Source organism: Citrobacter sp. RHBSTW-00881 (assembly GCF_013728515.1).
In the GTDB taxonomy this organism is placed as follows: Bacteria; Pseudomonadota; Gammaproteobacteria; order Enterobacterales; family Enterobacteriaceae; genus Citrobacter; species Citrobacter braakii.
The window spans coordinates 2,428,960-2,443,539 of the sequence record NZ_CP056269.1 but is presented as its reverse complement, the minus strand read 5'-3'; the positions used below and the strand labels follow the sequence as shown (position 1 = coordinate 2,443,539).

The following is a 14,580-nucleotide window of genomic DNA, read 5'->3' as shown; positions in this document are numbered from 1 at the left end:
TAGGGTTTATGCGTGAAAACACGCCCGTTAGATAGTCATCGGCAATCCGGGAAGTTTACTTACCGTGAAAAGCGCCGGATTCGTCACACTTTCACAACATAATTCTAAAAAATTCAGGAAAGTGCCAGCGGTGAAATCCGCTGGCCAATGAATCAGTTATCGCCAAAGTGGATAACGGTACGGATGGATTTACCCTGATGCATTAAATCGAACGCGTCGTTAATCTGCTCCAGCGGTAAACGGTGGGTAATAAACGGATCCAACTGAATTTTCCCGCTCATCGCATCTTCAACCATACCAGGAAGCTGAGTACGCCCCTTCACGCCGCCAAACGCGGAACCGCGCCAGACACGCCCGGTAACTAACTGGAACGGACGTGTTTTGATCTCTTGTCCGGCTCCTGCCACGCCAATAATGATGCTTTCGCCCCATCCTTTATGGCAGCATTCCAGCGCCGCGCGCATCACGTTAACGTTACCGATACATTCGAAACTAAAGTCCACGCCGCCATCGGTAAGCTCGACAATCACATCCTGAATCGGTTTGTCGTAATCCTTCGGATTGATGAAATCGGTCGCGCCCATTTCACCTGCCAGCGTAAATTTTTCCGGATTGGTATCAACGGCCAGAATACGCCCGGCTTTCGCCTGCGCCGCGCCCTGAATCACCGCCAGGCCAATACCGCCCAGACCAAATACGGCGACGGTATCGCCTTCTTTCACTTTTGCGGTGTTATGGACCGCTCCGATACCGGTGGTCACGCCACAGCCCAGCAGACACACTTTGTCCAGCGGAGCCTGCGGGTTAACCTTCGCCAGAGAGATCTCCGCACATACGGTGTATTCGCTGAAGGTGCTTGTGCCCATATAGTGATAAATCGGCTCGCCGTTATACGAGAAACGGGTTGTGCCATCCGGCATCAGACCTTTGCCCTGGGTCGCACGTACGGCCTGACACAGGTTAGTTTTACCCGATTTACAGAACTTACACTCGCCACATTCTGCGGTGTATAGCGGAATCACATGATCGCCCGGTTTCAGGCTGGTAACGCCTTCACCCACTTCAACCACAATGCCGCCACCTTCATGGCCGAGCACCGCCGGGAAAACCCCTTCCGGATCGTCACCTGAGAGCGTAAAAGCATCAGTATGGCACACGCCTGTGTGGGTAATTTTAACCAGCACTTCACCTTTCTTTGGCGGTGCGACATCGATTTCGACAATTTTTAACGGTTGGCCGGGGCCGAATGCAACTGCTGCACGTGATTTCATTTGTCTCTTCCCATTATTGCGAGGTGATGGTGTTATTTTAGATAAGCACGCAGAAGATGGCCGATTTCAGCCATGCGCACGGCCCGCTGGTCTGGGGTTGTTTCCCCGCTGACCAGTTCGTCTTTCAGGTGGATCTCAACCATTTCGCCCATCAGGCCATTGGATGCGCCGCGCACGGCGGCAATTTGTTGCAGGATAGCCAAACACGGCTCGCCGGACTCCAGCGCGCGCTCAAGCGCATCAACCTGACCGCGAATACGGCGTACACGGGTGAGAATGCGTTTTTTATCTTCGGGTGAATGCGGCATACGCCCTCCAAATACTATAGGGGGGTATACTATCAATCTTTTTAACTAATTGTAAAATAAATAACTTGTTATTTTTTAATGAGTTGCACAAACAGCACATTTAGACATATGTGGACATATACAGCCTTTTTCATGTCCCCCAAATCTACCCCCAAAGCAATTTCGCCCCCAATATGCCCCCAAATTTTACCTCCTTTAGCTATCGGACGTTTTAACGTGGAGCCAGGCACCAAAACTCTGCTGCTGAGCGAACGGGATGAGTTGTTGCAGCTTGATCACGTGTTCTGGAATTATGCTCACGGTTGGTGGATAAGCCTCCACTTATTAATGCCTGTGTCGAACCGCAGATGCCAGCAGGATGATAACGTCACTCTGGCAGGACCCGCGAGCTATCTTCATCGCTGAAGGCCAGCATATATTCATATCAGCAATTGGACACTCTTAGTCAAAACAGTCACGTGGTTGGAATTGGAGTACTTATCATGTAAGCAGACCCGTTTTAGTTCCACGCACTTTTTGAGATTTCCGGTTTTTCAGCCATCAGCCGGTACTCTTCCGGCGTCAGGTTATTCAGGGATTCATGAGGCCGCTCGTTGTTATATTCCATCAGCCAGCGCCCGGTAATTTCCCGTGCTTCATTCAGTGTTCTGAACAGGTAAAAATCCAGGATTTCTGTCCGGTATGTCCGGTTGAATCGTTCGATAAAAGCATTTTGTGTAGGCTTACCCGGCTTGATAAATTCGAGCTGTAAGCTATGTTCTTCGGCCCATTGTGCCAGTGCCAGCGAGACCAGTTCTGGCCCGTTGTCCATCCGCATTTTCAGCGGGTAGCCGCGGTTTGCCACGATCCTGTCCAGCACCCGGATAACTCGCTGGGCCGGGATATTCAGGTCGATTTCTATCGCCAGCGCTTCACGGTTAAAATCATCCACCACATTGAAGGTCCGGAAGCGCCTGCCGCAGACCAGCGCGTCGTGCATAAAATCGATGGACCAGCTCTGGTTTAGCCCTTGCGGCGTCGCCAGTGGTGCTGGATTACGCACTGGCAGGCGCTGTTTTCCCTTGCGACGAAAATTCAGTTTCAGCAGGCAGTAAATCCGGTGAACACGTTTATGGTTCCAGGTATTGCCCTGTCTGCGCAGCAAATGAAACAGCTTCTTAAAACCGTAGCGCGGATAGCGCTCTGCCAGCTCAGTCAGCGCATGGATCACCGGTTCATCACGCCGGGTATCCGGCTGATAAAAATACACCGTCCTGCTCAGCGATAATGTCCTGCATGCCTGGCGGATGCTCATGGCAAATTGTGCCGTCAGATAGCTGACGAGCTCCCGCTTTATCGCTGGTTTTAAAGCTTTTTTTCGATAACGTCTTTTAGTGCCCGACATTCAAGGCTGAGATCGGCAAACATCTGTTTGAGCCGTCGGTTCTCATCTTCCAGATCTTTGAGCTTTTTAATATCAGCCGCTTCCATCCCGCCATATTTTGCTTTCCAGTTGTAATAACTGGCTTCAGATATAGCGGCCTCACGGCAGACATCCTTAACGGTTCGTCCGGCTTCGACAGACTTCAGAACGGCGATAATCTGGTGCTCAGTGAATCGGATCTTGCGCATAGCGATCTCCTCAGGGGGACATAGTCAGTATGTCGGAAGATCTCTAAAAGTGAATGGGCCGTTTTGCCGGGATGCTTACAATCACCCAGCACTGTTTCTAAGAAAACCTATGAAAATTTCTTTGTCGGATTGTGAAAAATGCTAACTCAACGTTACATCATTTGGCGCAACATTGGTCTTTGAGAAAATTAAGCATTTGATAATACCCCAATAAATAATCACATTGCTTACCACATTTATAAGCAAGCTATATTTGAAATACTGCCAATCTCAAAAAGCCAACAAATACAACAATGTTAAAAAAAAGAGTTATATCCTATAAAAACAAATCATTACAAGATAAAACTCTAAACATTGATTATTTTTTGGCTTATTAAAATAAATTTAAAGATTTACACAAGACTATACGCTAAATGATTTTCTTTTTTCCTGAATTTCACTTTGATATACTTAAACTCGCTCCCGGATGGTATTGTTTTTAATGATGACAGTCCTTGTTATGAATTAGATAATGCTTAATGGAGACGAAGATGGAATGCATAAAAGAACATGACCAGCAACCTCAGCAAAGCTCTTTCCTGGAAAAAAAGAATCATATCCTTCCATCAGGAAGCATGTCTGACGATGAGTTCTGGTGCCTGATCGAGCTGACACCCATCCGCAGCGATAAAATCATCAGGGCATTACACGATTATTTCGTATTGAATCGCTCCAGAACTCATTGTTGCGATAAACATGGTGTTAGTAATGGCTACTTTGGGGCATGCATCAGCAGGTTTGAACATGTCATCCAGGTTGTTAATACGCTTCTTAATTATTACAAGATGTCAGACAGTAAATAGATCTCCAGAAAAATTGCTCGATATTTCAATATAATATAGTGAATTTTAACAGCATCTCGAATTTGTAACCAACTGACGCAATAAAAAAACAATTATACCTCTTGGGAGCAGAAGATATTCGGATGCTTTTGTCAGTTCTTTGTAACTAATATTTAATAGTTCATGTGCTTTTCAACGCTTATATATTTTTGAAGGTGAGAATATGTCAACGCTGAAGAATACATTTTTTATCCCTCCGCCTGAAACGCCAACGCAGGCCGGACCTGAAAACATCTTTTATGACTTTAATGATGGCGCCCGTGTCTTGCTTCCTGAAGGGAAATGGCACGTGCGTCTGCTGGATGCGGATTCAGACAATATTCTTTTCTGCTGCGATGTGGAAAAAGGCTGGGTGACCAGCAGTAAGAAATATTTCGTGCGTTTCCGCATTCAGGTATTCCGTCAGGGGGAAGATACGCCCCTGCTGGATGAAACCCTGAAATTAAAAGACCGGCCGGTGCTGATTTCATTCCCGACCGGTACGCTGGGCGATTTGCTCGGCTGGTTCCCTTATGCCGAACGATTCCAGTCTCTGCACAAGTGCCAGCTGGAATGCACGATGGCACAGGACATTATCGACCTGCTGGCACCTCAGTATCCGCAGATACAGTTTTCCACGCCGGATAAGCCGCGCACGGAGGCGCCTTATGCCACCTATCGTGTGGGGCTCTATTTTGGCGGCGATACCGACAACCAGCCGGTGGATTTTCGCAAGGTCGGTTTTCACCGTTCTGCAGGCTACATCCTGGGCGTTGACCCGCGCGAAGCCCCCGTCCGGCTTGACCTTTCTGCGCCCCGGGTTATCCAGGAGCCTTATGTATGTATCGCCACCCAGTCCACCTGTCAGGCGAAATACTGGAACAACGGCACCGGCTGGAGTGAGGTCGTGGCACACCTGAAATCGCTGGGCTACCGGGTGCTGTGCATTGACCGGGATGCCCATTATGGCCAGGGCTTTGTCTGGAACCACATCCCCTGGGGAGCCGAAGACTTCACCGGAAAACTCCCGTTGCAGGAGCGGGTGAACCTGCTACGCCATGCCAGTTTCTTTATTGGACTGGCAAGCGGCCTGTCATGGCTGGCCTGGGCTACCGGTATTCCGGTGGTGCTGATAAGTGGCTTCAGCCTGCCCAACAGCGAGTTTTATACCCCGTGGAGGGTATTTAACCCCCATGGCTGCTATGGATGCTGGGACGATACCTCGCTGAATTTTGACCACCACGATTTTCTGTGGTGCCCGAGACATAAAAACACCGACCGACAATTTGAATGCACCCGACTGATAACCGGCGCCCAGGTCAATGGCGTCATCAATAAACTTCACCGTTCTTTAACTGTACAGGGTGTTGAGGCCACCCTGAAAAAAGGAGTAAGCAATGAATAAGGTCTATAACACTGTCTGGAATGAATCCACAGGAACGTGGGTCGTAACTTCAGAACTGACCCGTAAAGGGGGCCGAAGCCCCCGACAAATCAAACGTACCGTGCTGGCAGGGCTGATTGCTGGTTTGCTTATGCCGTCGATGCCCGCTCTGGCGGCAGCCTATGACAATCAGACAATTGGAAGTGGTGAAACAAGCAAGTCCATGCACCTGTCTGCAGGCGACACGGCAACAAACACGACCATTAACAGCGGTGGGAAGCAGTATGTCTCCAGTGGTGGCAGTGCCACGAGTACCACCATTAACAACGGCGGGGTTCAGCATGTTTCTAGCGGCGGTAGTGCCACTAGTTCCACCATCAACAGCGGAGGGCACCAGCATGTCTCCAGTGGTGGTAGTGCCACGAATGCAACTGTTAACAATGGTGGGAGACAGACGGTATTCAGCGGCGGCAGTGCCATGGGCACCATAATTAACAGCGGAGGAGACCAGTATGTAATCAGTGGTGGCAGTGCCACAAGCGCATCAGTTAACGGCGGAGCGCGACAGTTTGTCTCCAGTGGCGGCATCGTCAAGGCGACTTCTGTTAATAGCGGTGGTCGCCAGTATGTCCGTGACGGCGGCAGTGCCACGGACACCGTGCTTAACAATACTGGGCGCCAGTTTGTCTCCAGCGGCGGCAGTGCCACTAACACTACAATTAATTCCGGTGGGGGGGTGTATCTCTACGGCGGAAGTGCCACGGGCACCTCTATTTACAACGGCGGACGCCAGTATGTCTCCAGTGGTGGCAGCGCCACTAACACAACCGTTTACAGCGGTGGACGTCAGCATGTTTACATCGATGGAAATGTCACAGAAACGACCATTACCAGCGGCGGCATGCTGCAGGTAGAGGCCGGTGGTTCAGCCTCTAAGGTTACCCAGAACAGTGGCGGTGCTGTCGTCACCAATACCAGTGCAGTCCTGAGTGGTACCAACCATAATGGCAATTTCAGTATCGCGGGCGGCAGTGCAGCCAATATGCTGCTGGAGAACGAAGGCTATCTGACAGTATTTAGCGGTCACCAGGCCAGCGATACAACTGTTGGCAGCAACGGGACGCTTGAAGTCCACAGCGGCGGTGTGCTCTACGGTACCACCACCCTGACTGATAAAGGGACGCTCGTCGGTGACGTGGTCAAAAACGAAGGGAACTTGTATTTCCTCAACAACAGTGCTGCGACCTTCACAGGCACCCTGACGGGTAGCGGTATCCTGACACAGGAAGGCGGAAGCACCCGCTTCAGCGGCCTGTTGTCTCAGGACGGCGGGATTGCCCTTCAGAGTGGCGGTGCCATGACGATGGATGCCCTTCAGGCTAAGGCTAATGTGACGACACAGTCAGGCACCACCCTGACTCTGGATAACGGGACCATCCTGACGGGGAACGTGGCGGGAGACAGTACCGGCGCAGGTGACATGGCGATTAAAGGTGCGTCTGTCTGGCATCTCGATGGTGACTCCACTGTCGGCGCATTAACGCTGGATAACGGGACCGTTGATTTCCGTCCGTCAACAACCACGCGTCTGACGCCAGCCTTCCAGGCAGTGTCGCTGACGCTCGGGAGTCTGTCGGGTAGCGGTATGTTCCGGATGAACACCGATATCGCATCGCATACCGGAGATATGCTGAAAGTTGCCGGTAATGCCAGCGGTAACTTTGTGCTGGATATCAAAAACACCGGCCGGGAGCCAGTATCTGCTGGCGCGCCGCTTCAGGTGGTACAGACCGGTGGCGGTGATGCCACGTTTACACTGAACGGCGGGAAAGTCGATGCCGGTACCTGGGAATACGGCCTGAGCAAGGAAAATACCAACTGGTATCTGAAGGCTGACACGCCGCCTCCGGTTACTCCGCCGACTAACCCGGACGCAGGTAACCCGGATGTAGGTGTGCCGTCTCCAGTGTATCGCACAACAAAATCAGCCGACGCGGTACTGGGCATGGCAACCGCACCGGCATACGTCTTTAACAGCGAGCTGCAGAATCTACGCTTCCGTCACGGCGATTTCATGCAGAACACCCGTTCGCCAGGAGGGGTATGGGGCCGTTATACCGGGTCTGATAATCGCATCAGTGGCGGAGCAAGCTCGGGTTACTCCCTGACCCAGAACGGTTTCGAAACCGGCGGTGACAAAGTCTTTGACCTGGGTGAAAGCCATTTAGCTGTGGGAGCATTCGTCTCTTACACCGACAACAGCATTAGCCATAATCGGGGCGGAGACAGCACGATCGGCAGTACCGGCGGCGGCCTGTATGCAACATGGTTTGATAATGACGGCTACTACGTGGACGGTGTGTTGAAATACAATCGCTTCAGCAATGAGCTGCGCACCCGGATGAGTGACGGTACGGCAGTTAAAGGCGATTACAGCCAGAACGGTTTCGGCGGCAGTCTCGAAGCGGGCAAGACCTTCAGTTTGAATGACAATACATGGGCTCAGCCATATGTGCGGACAACGGCGTTCCGCACAGATGCGAAGGATATCAGCCTGAATAACGGCATGAAAGCCAGCATCGGGACGACCAAATCTCTGCAGGCCGAGGCCGGTGTTAATTTGGGCATGAACCTTGACATTGCCGGTAAGACAGTCAAACCGTACCTTAAGGCGGCGATCAGCCATGAGTTTTCGGACAACAACAAAGTCCGGATTAACGACCGCTATGACTTTACCAACGATATCTCAGGGACGACAGGTAAATACGGTGCCGGGGTCAGTGCCCAGTTGACACCAAATGCAGAGGTGTGGGCTGAGGCAAACTACCAGAAAGGAGTGAATATCGAGTCTCCGGTGACCGGTAGCGTCGGTTTTCGCATCAACTTCTAACCAGGGATAGAAACGGCAGCCACATCTGTGGCTGTCTCCCTTTCAGCTGAACATTCACGCAATGAGCGGTGCCGGTCAGGTGCCGCTCTTTTTTCCAGAAGAATGAAGCATGGTGCAATGAACGGTCGTTCACTTTTAAAGTTGAGTGGCCCCTTCCATAAAACGCTGGCCGATATTTACTGGCACACATATATCCCGGATTTGTGGGTTCCTGAAATCACATTGTCTTTTGATGTGCCAGTTCGTAGTTACCCCGTCCGAAGAAACGTACAGCGCAGTACATCATCAGACGCCGCCAGCGCGGTACACCCAGTACGACCATTCCATCCAGGAAAATCCTGTCAGCCGCCCTTTTCGTCCGGAGTCCGTTCTCATACATCCAGTCATGAATGATGGCGGCTTTCGCGTAACGACCATGTGGCGGGAATACTGACCAGAGAAGGCGCGGTATACTGGCCAGGTCGGTAACGTACTCTGCGGGGACATGTATCACAGCATCCGAGTTATCCGTCAGCCAGAATTCAAACGGCTCAACCAGACGCCAGCGATAATCATCGAACATTTCCAGCGCGGCTGGGGGCGTAAATTTACTCACTTCCCACCTCCGGCCATCCCACCCGTTATGCACGAATATCCTCCAGCGTCTGCAGCGCAGCAACCTCGTCCTTCATCTGGCGCTGGCGTTCGTGGATCCGTCCCCCCTCCGTCACCATCGCCTGCGCCATTGCCCCGGCCAGTTCCTTTAGCTGTTTCATTGTCAGCGAAACTGAGTTATTCGACACGTCACTCCAGCCCAGCATTGCCCTCGCACCAGACACTTTCGCCGCCATCGCTACCGGTGCGAGCCGGGCCATGGAATCGGCCCCACCGGTTCCATTCAAACGTGTGCGGCTGAGCCTCCTGTTTGGTACGAGCTTCGTCAATTTTCAGGGAATAGTTAGCAAACGTTTCATCATCCAGCATTCCTTTAGATTTGAATTTTGCCAGTTGCTGTTGCTGTTGCTGTTTATCCAACTTATTTAATGCCGCATTTAGCGGATCGATTTGATCCAAAAGTTCCGAAAGTGCAGATTTTTCTTCATCTGTTGCTTTAGTTAGCTTTTTAGCCCCTGCCGCTGCATTCTCACCTGCCCGCGTCATCTTGACCAATGCAGAGGTCAAACTGTCAGCATTATTTTTAGCTCTAGTGCTATCGATAATTATTGCAAGGCGCGAGGTTTGCTCTGTCATTTAATGACTCCGGAAAAATAGAAAGCCCCGCGCAATGCGCAGGGCCAGACACCAGAGAAGTGTGGATTCTTAGAAGCGGTAACCGATGCCAACCATCCAAGTACCGACTTTCACATCCCCCAGTTTGGAATATTCATAAGACGTATCGATCGCCCAGTTGGGTACAGGGTTAAATTGTAAACCAACACCATAGGTTGCAGAGGTTTTGCTTTCAGAATCAGAGAAACCCAGTACATTAGATTCTACTCGTCCATGGGCAATTCCTAATAAACCATATGCACTAACATAGTCGTTAAAGCGATAAGATGGGCCAGCGGAAATAGAATAATAATCTAAGTCTACATTACCAAACTTGTATCCGCCGAAATAGTAATTATAGCTTTCCCCTGTATACGTAAATGAAGATACAACCCCTAAATTTTCATTTAACTCATAGCGGTATTTTACGTTAAAACCAGTTGGGTCATCTTTTAAGCTCTCACCACCAGCTTTAACATTGCTTTGTGCATAACCACCTAAAACAGTATGCTTCAATTGTTCTGCACTTGCTGTCCTAGATGCAAAAAAAGCACCAATAATAAATGTTGCCAAAACTGCTCTTTTCATAACAAATCCTTTTTAGTTTAACAAAATTTATTAATGCGCCAGATTCTCAATGGCGCAACCTTAGTTTATGAAAATAAATATTTTTAGCCAACAATTAATAACAGAAGAAATTTTTGACATACACAATTATGCATTTGTAATGTTTTCACTAGTTACTATTTATCATTAACCATTCTTCATCAAGAGCGAATATTGCTGTATCAAACTCCTTACGCTCAATTAGCAAAGTATAGATTGAAAAATGGTCATTAATATCCCTTATAGATAATTGTAACGGTTGCTCAGTCATTCCTACATAACGACGGGATCGAGAAATGACTGCAAAAGCATTTAACATTCCCCAGGTAATTGCATCAATGTCTGGTTCGGGTAACCATAACTTCTCCTGTAAATAAAAAAGACCACCAGCGCCCCATAAAAACAAAGCCCGATCAAAGCCACCCGCAGATGACTTTTGGTTTGTTGGTGCGATGGCGCGGATATGAAAATGGCCCGCCGTAACGAGTCTCAGAAACGACAAAACCCGCTCAATGGCGGGTTTCAACAAACAGATACCTAATTACTATTTAATGACAAATTTGGATGAACCATCCCCTAAAATTGAGGTGAACCTTAATTAGAATAAGGCTGCGAGGGCTATCATGAATATCCCTCCAAAAATTGTTATGTTTGCTACCATTTTTTTAGAGTACTTATCTGCCAGATGTGCAATAAAGAAGCAAAGCATCCCGCTTAACACAAACCATACCCCCATTGATATCCTCTTTATATACAGACGATTCCTGATCGGCCAGTAGTTAGCAATCATTACAATACTCGAACAATGTTTTATTTACCCGAGATTTTCTGTCTATTTTTACAGTTCAAAAGTAAATGCCTTAAAATCCTGGGAACCAAGCTTATAGGAGCCTAACTGCACGTGATAATCATCACCTCGTGTTTGTAGTTCTTTTCTTGCCATATACTCAGTCGCAAAAACCCCCACCAGATGCCATGGGGCAGGACGAAAAACGGCCCAACCAATTACTCTATCATGATCTGTAGGGTCGTGTGGTAATCCATGAACTACAAACATACATCATCTACCTTGCCAGGTTGCTCTTCTTCCTCTGCAATTTTTTTGAATTTTGCCAGGAAGTTATACATTGGTCTCATGCAGGGATGGGGATATCCCTCCCGCATAAAAATAACACACCTCTCCTCAACACTGACTATTGTTACCAATGTACCACGGTCGTCTTTATACCGTTGCTGAGGGCTCGGGAAATCGTTCGCGTCAAACATACAGCACAATATACATTTGAAAAAACCACCTCACAGGAGGTGGAGGTCAACGCATGAAATATAATTTTATTATTGGTCGTATCGCCTACTACATGTGATAAGCGTTACATGGTTGAGGTGTCGGGTGCCTCCCGAGACATATCACCAGTCTTAATAAATAATATGCCAACAGCCTTCGACTGAAGCTCTCCAGGCCATTCCCGCACTTGGGAACACCTCAATCATTAATGCAGTGCCGGTTTTACCCGGAGAGTTCTCAGTCAGCCACTGGGACTCGCAACGATTTGATCAAACGCAGACAAGGGGGCTGTTTTGCCCCACTGTACATGGATATCACTGCATTCAGATGACGTCTTATCAATTTTTTAACCCAAAGTACCGCGCATACTGGTAAACGACAAGACGATATTTGAATGCAAAAAAACATGGCACACGGCCCCCTATGGAGCTGAGAAGCAAAATTCACCCACAATTTCCTGACCCGCTTCGACTAACTTACGTTAATCTGTGCCATAAAAAGGTCGGTTCGCAAACCAAATTTGTCAGCTTAAATTCGAGAGCCATCTCTGGCGTCGTCAACTGCACAAGGATGGATGCAGAGGTGGCTCTCATTCTCTTTCATAGACGCTACATAATATGAAAGAAAACTGGAGCGGGCAGCGGGAATCGAACCCGCATCATCAGCTTGGAAGGCTGAGGTAATAGCCATTATACGATGCCCGCATATGGTGCCGACTACCGGAATCGAACTGGTGACCTACTGATTACAAGTCAGTTGCTCTACCTACTGAGCTAAGTCGGCATTAATTGGTTCTTCGGGAGCCAACATGACCGAGCAATAAAAGTCATCCCCTCAGAACCGCCGTAAATAATACGGATAAAATCACTATTTTCAACAACAAGCAATGTCAGCTTTTGTAAAGTTATTATTGTGTTTTTATTTAACAATTTCACATGTTTTTAAAATTCAAAAAACATAGATATCATCTGCATGGTTAATTTCTAACGGTTTATTTAGTTCATATTCAGAAAAAAAACCGGATGATGGCGGGTTAAGTGTTGCTATTCGAAAAGGCGATGGATTTAGCCCGGCGCCCGCAGCAGCCATCCGGGTAAAAAAAACAGCTGAATGGTTACCCATTCACGGAAAGCATCGAAAGAATTGAGCTGCGCAATGTCCCCGGTTCTCGTGGTGGCGATTTCGTGCAGATATTGTTCTGCTGCATCGCTCAGTGCGGGCGTATGCTCGCGCCCGACTAACTCGCAAAGAAAATCGACAAAACCTGAGACCATTTTTTGTTCCTGCGGCGTAATTGCCCCGCCTGTTGGTATCCAGTATTTATTTTTTGATAGTTCCCATGTGGCCACAAAATCGGGCACCAGGATTGGTGTCCCAGACTTCTAACTAACGAATCACCGTGTAAAGCGGTTTTAGAGCCGCAACACCGAGCGCTTTGTCGATGTATTCTGCATCGCTGAACAGTTCGGATTTTTTCTGGAGCAGCGTAACTGGATTGTCACTCGCAAAGAACAGGCAATTGAAAGACTCATGTAATTATGAACAATACGAATACCCCCGACTACAAACCGGGGGTTTCTATTTTTTAATACGCTATATATATAATAATTAGCTACTTATTCCGTAACTGCACACTCTGGCACGCGAATTTCCTTAATGAGCCTGGAAAAACTTTTTAACGAACACATTCCCTGACTATTTTTCTCTTCACATGCAATTAATTTTAAATCAACTTTGCCGGCAGGTTTTTCTAACGACAACGGTTGTATATCCCTCATATCTCTCAGCGTCTGATAAACAAATGAAACCTGAACCCAATCCGTATTATCACTGGTTCTTTTCCACTTTTCGAATACAAGCTCCCCACCAGGAGGGGTATTATCGGGTTGACCGGGTAGCGACCAGTTAAGATCTAAAGCCCCGCTTAAATTTGCAAGATTGGTATCATGACCAGCAATAAACAACAGAGATACGGGTAATTTTATGCCATACCTGTTTTCTGTTGTACCATTTGTCAATAATGCAGTGTCTATCATATCGAGTAATGGTGTGGCTCTACTACGGGCAACTTCTGGAGTTCTTTGCAAAAGATCAAACTGAGCGTTATGCAGACTTAACAAATCTCTCCATTCTTTTTCTCCCGTAATACGCCCCCAGGCTACCTGTGGCATTCCCTGGGCCTCTTGCAACAGAAATATCTCAGTCAGCGTGGAAGAAAGACTCCAGGCACCAGGTAATGATACATTGTCAGGAGTTACCTTAAGTTCAGACGGTAAAGCCTCTGGTAATGTGCATTTCGTAGACTTTTCTGTAGTCTTACATGTCTCCGATTGTGAGAAATTTAAAACATTTTCCAGGGTCCGAAATGAAGATTGATAGCGTTGGGTATACAGTTCAATATTTCCTCCGGCCCGTTCCAGAATAGCGTTTTTAACCTTCAATGTGTTAAACGAACATTTCCCCATTTTTACCGGATTAAAAAGAGGATCAGTTTTTTCTTCATCCTTCTGATAATGCACTTGAATTTGACATTTTGGTGCTAACCCAGTCAGAAACGCCTCACCCGTTTTACGGGTGCGTTGATCCGTGTCTGCAATAACAGCAACCTGCCCTGGAGATGGGCACGTTTGATTATTCAACAGACCTTTGCTCGTGAGCCATAAACGTTGATACTGACCTAATTCAGAAACAAGTTCTCCCCCACGAGGCGTTAGCCATCCTAACGGTACATCCCATTGTGGCCATTGATCGGGTGTGACATCTTTCATTATTGGAGTGAACTTCGTAGGTGCTCTTACTCCATGACGGCTCACTATCACAACCCGCTCAAGTTTCATACCGTTCTGCTCTTCAGCATGTATTGAGAAAGAACCGCATAAGAGAGAAAAAAATAATAAACGAATGATGAATGTACTCATTACCAGCACCACCTTTTCGTAAGTGAAAAACAATCAACTCGTATAAGCCAGTTCGATACCTGGTTCTATCAGATAGAAATAATCCTACTCCTGAGTTCACAACAATCCAACTTTTTGAATATCAACTTTGTATCTTATCGAAGTATTAAAGGAGCGCTAATTTAGCCGCGCTGGAAAGGTATCCAAGGTTATGGAATCG

13 protein-coding genes, 2 tRNA genes and 3 pseudogenes are annotated in these 14,580 nt (G+C 48.0%); 4 read left to right on the top strand and 14 right to left on the bottom strand.

Annotation, left to right across the window (positions count from 1 at the left end):
• Nucleotides 1–152: 152 nt before the first annotated feature.
• Both HV311_RS11670 and HV311_RS11665 read right to left on the bottom strand, forming a co-directional pair.
• Entirely contained in the window at nt 153–1,271 is a 1,119-nt protein-coding gene (locus HV311_RS11670) for an S-(hydroxymethyl)glutathione dehydrogenase/class III alcohol dehydrogenase (RefSeq protein WP_016153173.1), read from the bottom strand.
• A gap of 32 nt (nt 1,272–1,303) precedes the next feature.
• Nucleotides 1,304–1,579, bottom strand: a complete 276-nt coding sequence (locus tag HV311_RS11665; protein WP_003833178.1) for a metal/formaldehyde-sensitive transcriptional repressor — start codon at nt 1,577–1,579, stop codon at nt 1,304–1,306.
• A gap of 192 nt (nt 1,580–1,771) precedes the next feature.
• On the opposite strand from HV311_RS11665, the pseudogene HV311_RS28030 reads away from it, so the two are divergent.
• Nucleotides 1,772–1,988: pseudogene (locus HV311_RS28030) on the top strand (SOS response-associated peptidase); the annotation flags it as partial.
• Nucleotides 1,989–2,078: 90 nt separating this feature from the next.
• Here the strand turns inward: HV311_RS28030 and HV311_RS11660 are convergent.
• A protein-coding gene (locus HV311_RS11660) for an IS3 family transposase (RefSeq protein ID WP_407056946.1) occupies nt 2,079–3,190 on the bottom strand; the annotation gives its coding sequence in 2 pieces (ribosomal slippage) (nt 2,079–2,929 and nt 2,929–3,190; 1,113 coding nt in all).
• A gap of 530 nt (nt 3,191–3,720) precedes the next feature.
• On the opposite strand from HV311_RS11660, the gene HV311_RS11655 reads away from it, so the two are divergent.
• The 3 genes from HV311_RS11655 to tibA all read left to right on the top strand — a co-directional run bounded on the left by HV311_RS11655 (nt 3,721) and on the right by tibA (nt 8,324).
• On the top strand, nt 3,721–4,032 hold the full coding sequence (locus HV311_RS11655; RefSeq protein ID WP_109018357.1) for a PapB/FocB family fimbrial expression transcriptional regulator: 312 nt from the start codon (nt 3,721–3,723) through the stop codon (nt 4,030–4,032).
• Nucleotides 4,033–4,234: 202 nt separating this feature from the next.
• On the top strand, nt 4,235–5,455 hold the full coding sequence (locus HV311_RS11650) for an autotransporter strand-loop-strand O-heptosyltransferase (RefSeq protein ID WP_191221117.1): 1,221 nt from the start codon (nt 4,235–4,237) through the stop codon (nt 5,453–5,455).
• Nucleotides 5,448–8,324, top strand: coding sequence for an autotransporter adhesin/invasin glycoprotein TibA (gene tibA, locus HV311_RS11645; protein WP_191221116.1), 2,877 nt, complete (start codon nt 5,448–5,450; stop codon nt 8,322–8,324). Before HV311_RS11650 ends, tibA begins: the two co-directional genes overlap by 8 nt.
• Nucleotides 8,325–8,541: 217 nt before the next feature.
• Here the strand turns inward: tibA and HV311_RS11640 are convergent, their stop codons facing one another.
• The 11 genes and pseudogenes from HV311_RS11640 to HV311_RS11595 form a co-directional block, all read right to left on the bottom strand.
• A complete protein-coding gene (locus HV311_RS11640) occupies nt 8,542–8,919 on the bottom strand; it encodes a DUF1353 domain-containing protein (RefSeq protein ID WP_191221115.1) in 378 nt (125 codons plus the stop codon).
• Nucleotides 8,920–8,944: 25 nt separating this feature from the next.
• A complete protein-coding gene (locus tag HV311_RS28025) occupies nt 8,945–9,154 on the bottom strand; it encodes a DUF4376 domain-containing protein (RefSeq protein WP_231040542.1) in 210 nt (69 codons plus the stop codon).
• A 73-nt stretch (nt 9,155–9,227) separates the two neighbouring features.
• Nucleotides 9,228–9,554 (bottom strand): annotated as a pseudogene (locus HV311_RS28020) (phage tail length tape measure family protein); the annotation flags it as partial.
• Nucleotides 9,555–9,623: 69 nt separating this feature from the next.
• On the bottom strand, nt 9,624–10,160 hold the full coding sequence (locus HV311_RS11630; protein ID WP_191221114.1) for an Ail/Lom family outer membrane beta-barrel protein: 537 nt from the start codon (nt 10,158–10,160) through the stop codon (nt 9,624–9,626).
• Nucleotides 10,161–10,308: 148 nt separating this feature from the next.
• Nucleotides 10,309–10,707: a hypothetical protein gene (locus HV311_RS28015; RefSeq protein ID WP_223952696.1), complete on the bottom strand. Its 399-nt coding sequence runs from the start codon at nt 10,705–10,707 to the stop codon at nt 10,309–10,311.
• 309 nt (nt 10,708–11,016) lie between these two features.
• Complete coding sequence (locus HV311_RS11620; RefSeq protein ID WP_185654637.1) at nt 11,017–11,235, bottom strand: hypothetical protein; 219 nt, start codon at nt 11,233–11,235, stop codon at nt 11,017–11,019.
• The gene (locus HV311_RS11615; RefSeq protein WP_185654638.1) at nt 11,226–11,444 is read right to left on the bottom strand and encodes a DUF4222 domain-containing protein; all 219 of its coding nucleotides are present in this window, start codon (nt 11,442–11,444) and stop codon (nt 11,226–11,228) included. The genes HV311_RS11620 and HV311_RS11615 overlap by 10 nt, the downstream gene beginning before the upstream one ends.
• 648 nt (nt 11,445–12,092) lie before the next feature.
• Nucleotides 12,093–12,167, bottom strand: a tRNA-Gly gene (locus HV311_RS11610).
• 3 nt (nt 12,168–12,170) lie between these two features.
• Nucleotides 12,171–12,246 (bottom strand) — tRNA-Thr (locus tag HV311_RS11605).
• Nucleotides 12,247–12,508: 262 nt separating this feature from the next.
• Nucleotides 12,509–12,782, bottom strand: a pseudogene (locus tag HV311_RS11600) (DUF1367 family protein); the annotation flags it as partial.
• 297 nt (nt 12,783–13,079) lie between these two features.
• Nucleotides 13,080–14,381: an AppA family phytase/histidine-type acid phosphatase gene (locus tag HV311_RS11595; protein ID WP_191221113.1), complete on the bottom strand. Its 1,302-nt coding sequence runs from the start codon at nt 14,379–14,381 to the stop codon at nt 13,080–13,082.
• Between the last annotated feature and the right edge of the window lie 199 nt (nt 14,382–14,580).

What these genes read in the sequence shown, in the direction of transcription:
- HV311_RS11670 (WP_016153173.1), bottom strand. Translation starts at nt 1,271, where the DNA reads ATGAAATCACGTGCAGCAGTTGCATTCGGCCCCGGCCAACCGTTAAAA.
- HV311_RS11665 (WP_003833178.1), bottom strand. Translation starts at nt 1,579, where the DNA reads ATGCCGCATTCACCCGAAGATAAAAAACGCATTCTCACCCGTGTACGC.
- HV311_RS11655 (WP_109018357.1), top strand. Translation starts at nt 3,721, where the DNA reads ATGGAATGCATAAAAGAACATGACCAGCAACCTCAGCAAAGCTCTTTC.
- HV311_RS11650 (WP_191221117.1), top strand. Translation starts at nt 4,235, where the DNA reads ATGTCAACGCTGAAGAATACATTTTTTATCCCTCCGCCTGAAACGCCA.
- tibA (WP_191221116.1), top strand. Translation starts at nt 5,448, where the DNA reads ATGAATAAGGTCTATAACACTGTCTGGAATGAATCCACAGGAACGTGG.
- HV311_RS28025 (WP_231040542.1), bottom strand. Translation starts at nt 9,154, where the DNA reads ATGGCGGCGAAAGTGTCTGGTGCGAGGGCAATGCTGGGCTGGAGTGAC.
- HV311_RS11630 (WP_191221114.1), bottom strand. Translation starts at nt 10,160, where the DNA reads ATGAAAAGAGCAGTTTTGGCAACATTTATTATTGGTGCTTTTTTTGCA.
- HV311_RS11620 (WP_185654637.1), bottom strand. Translation starts at nt 11,235, where the DNA reads ATGTTTGTAGTTCATGGATTACCACACGACCCTACAGATCATGATAGA.
- HV311_RS11615 (WP_185654638.1), bottom strand. Translation starts at nt 11,444, where the DNA reads ATGTTTGACGCGAACGATTTCCCGAGCCCTCAGCAACGGTATAAAGAC.
- HV311_RS11595 (WP_191221113.1), bottom strand. Translation starts at nt 14,381, where the DNA reads ATGAGTACATTCATCATTCGTTTATTATTTTTTTCTCTCTTATGCGGT.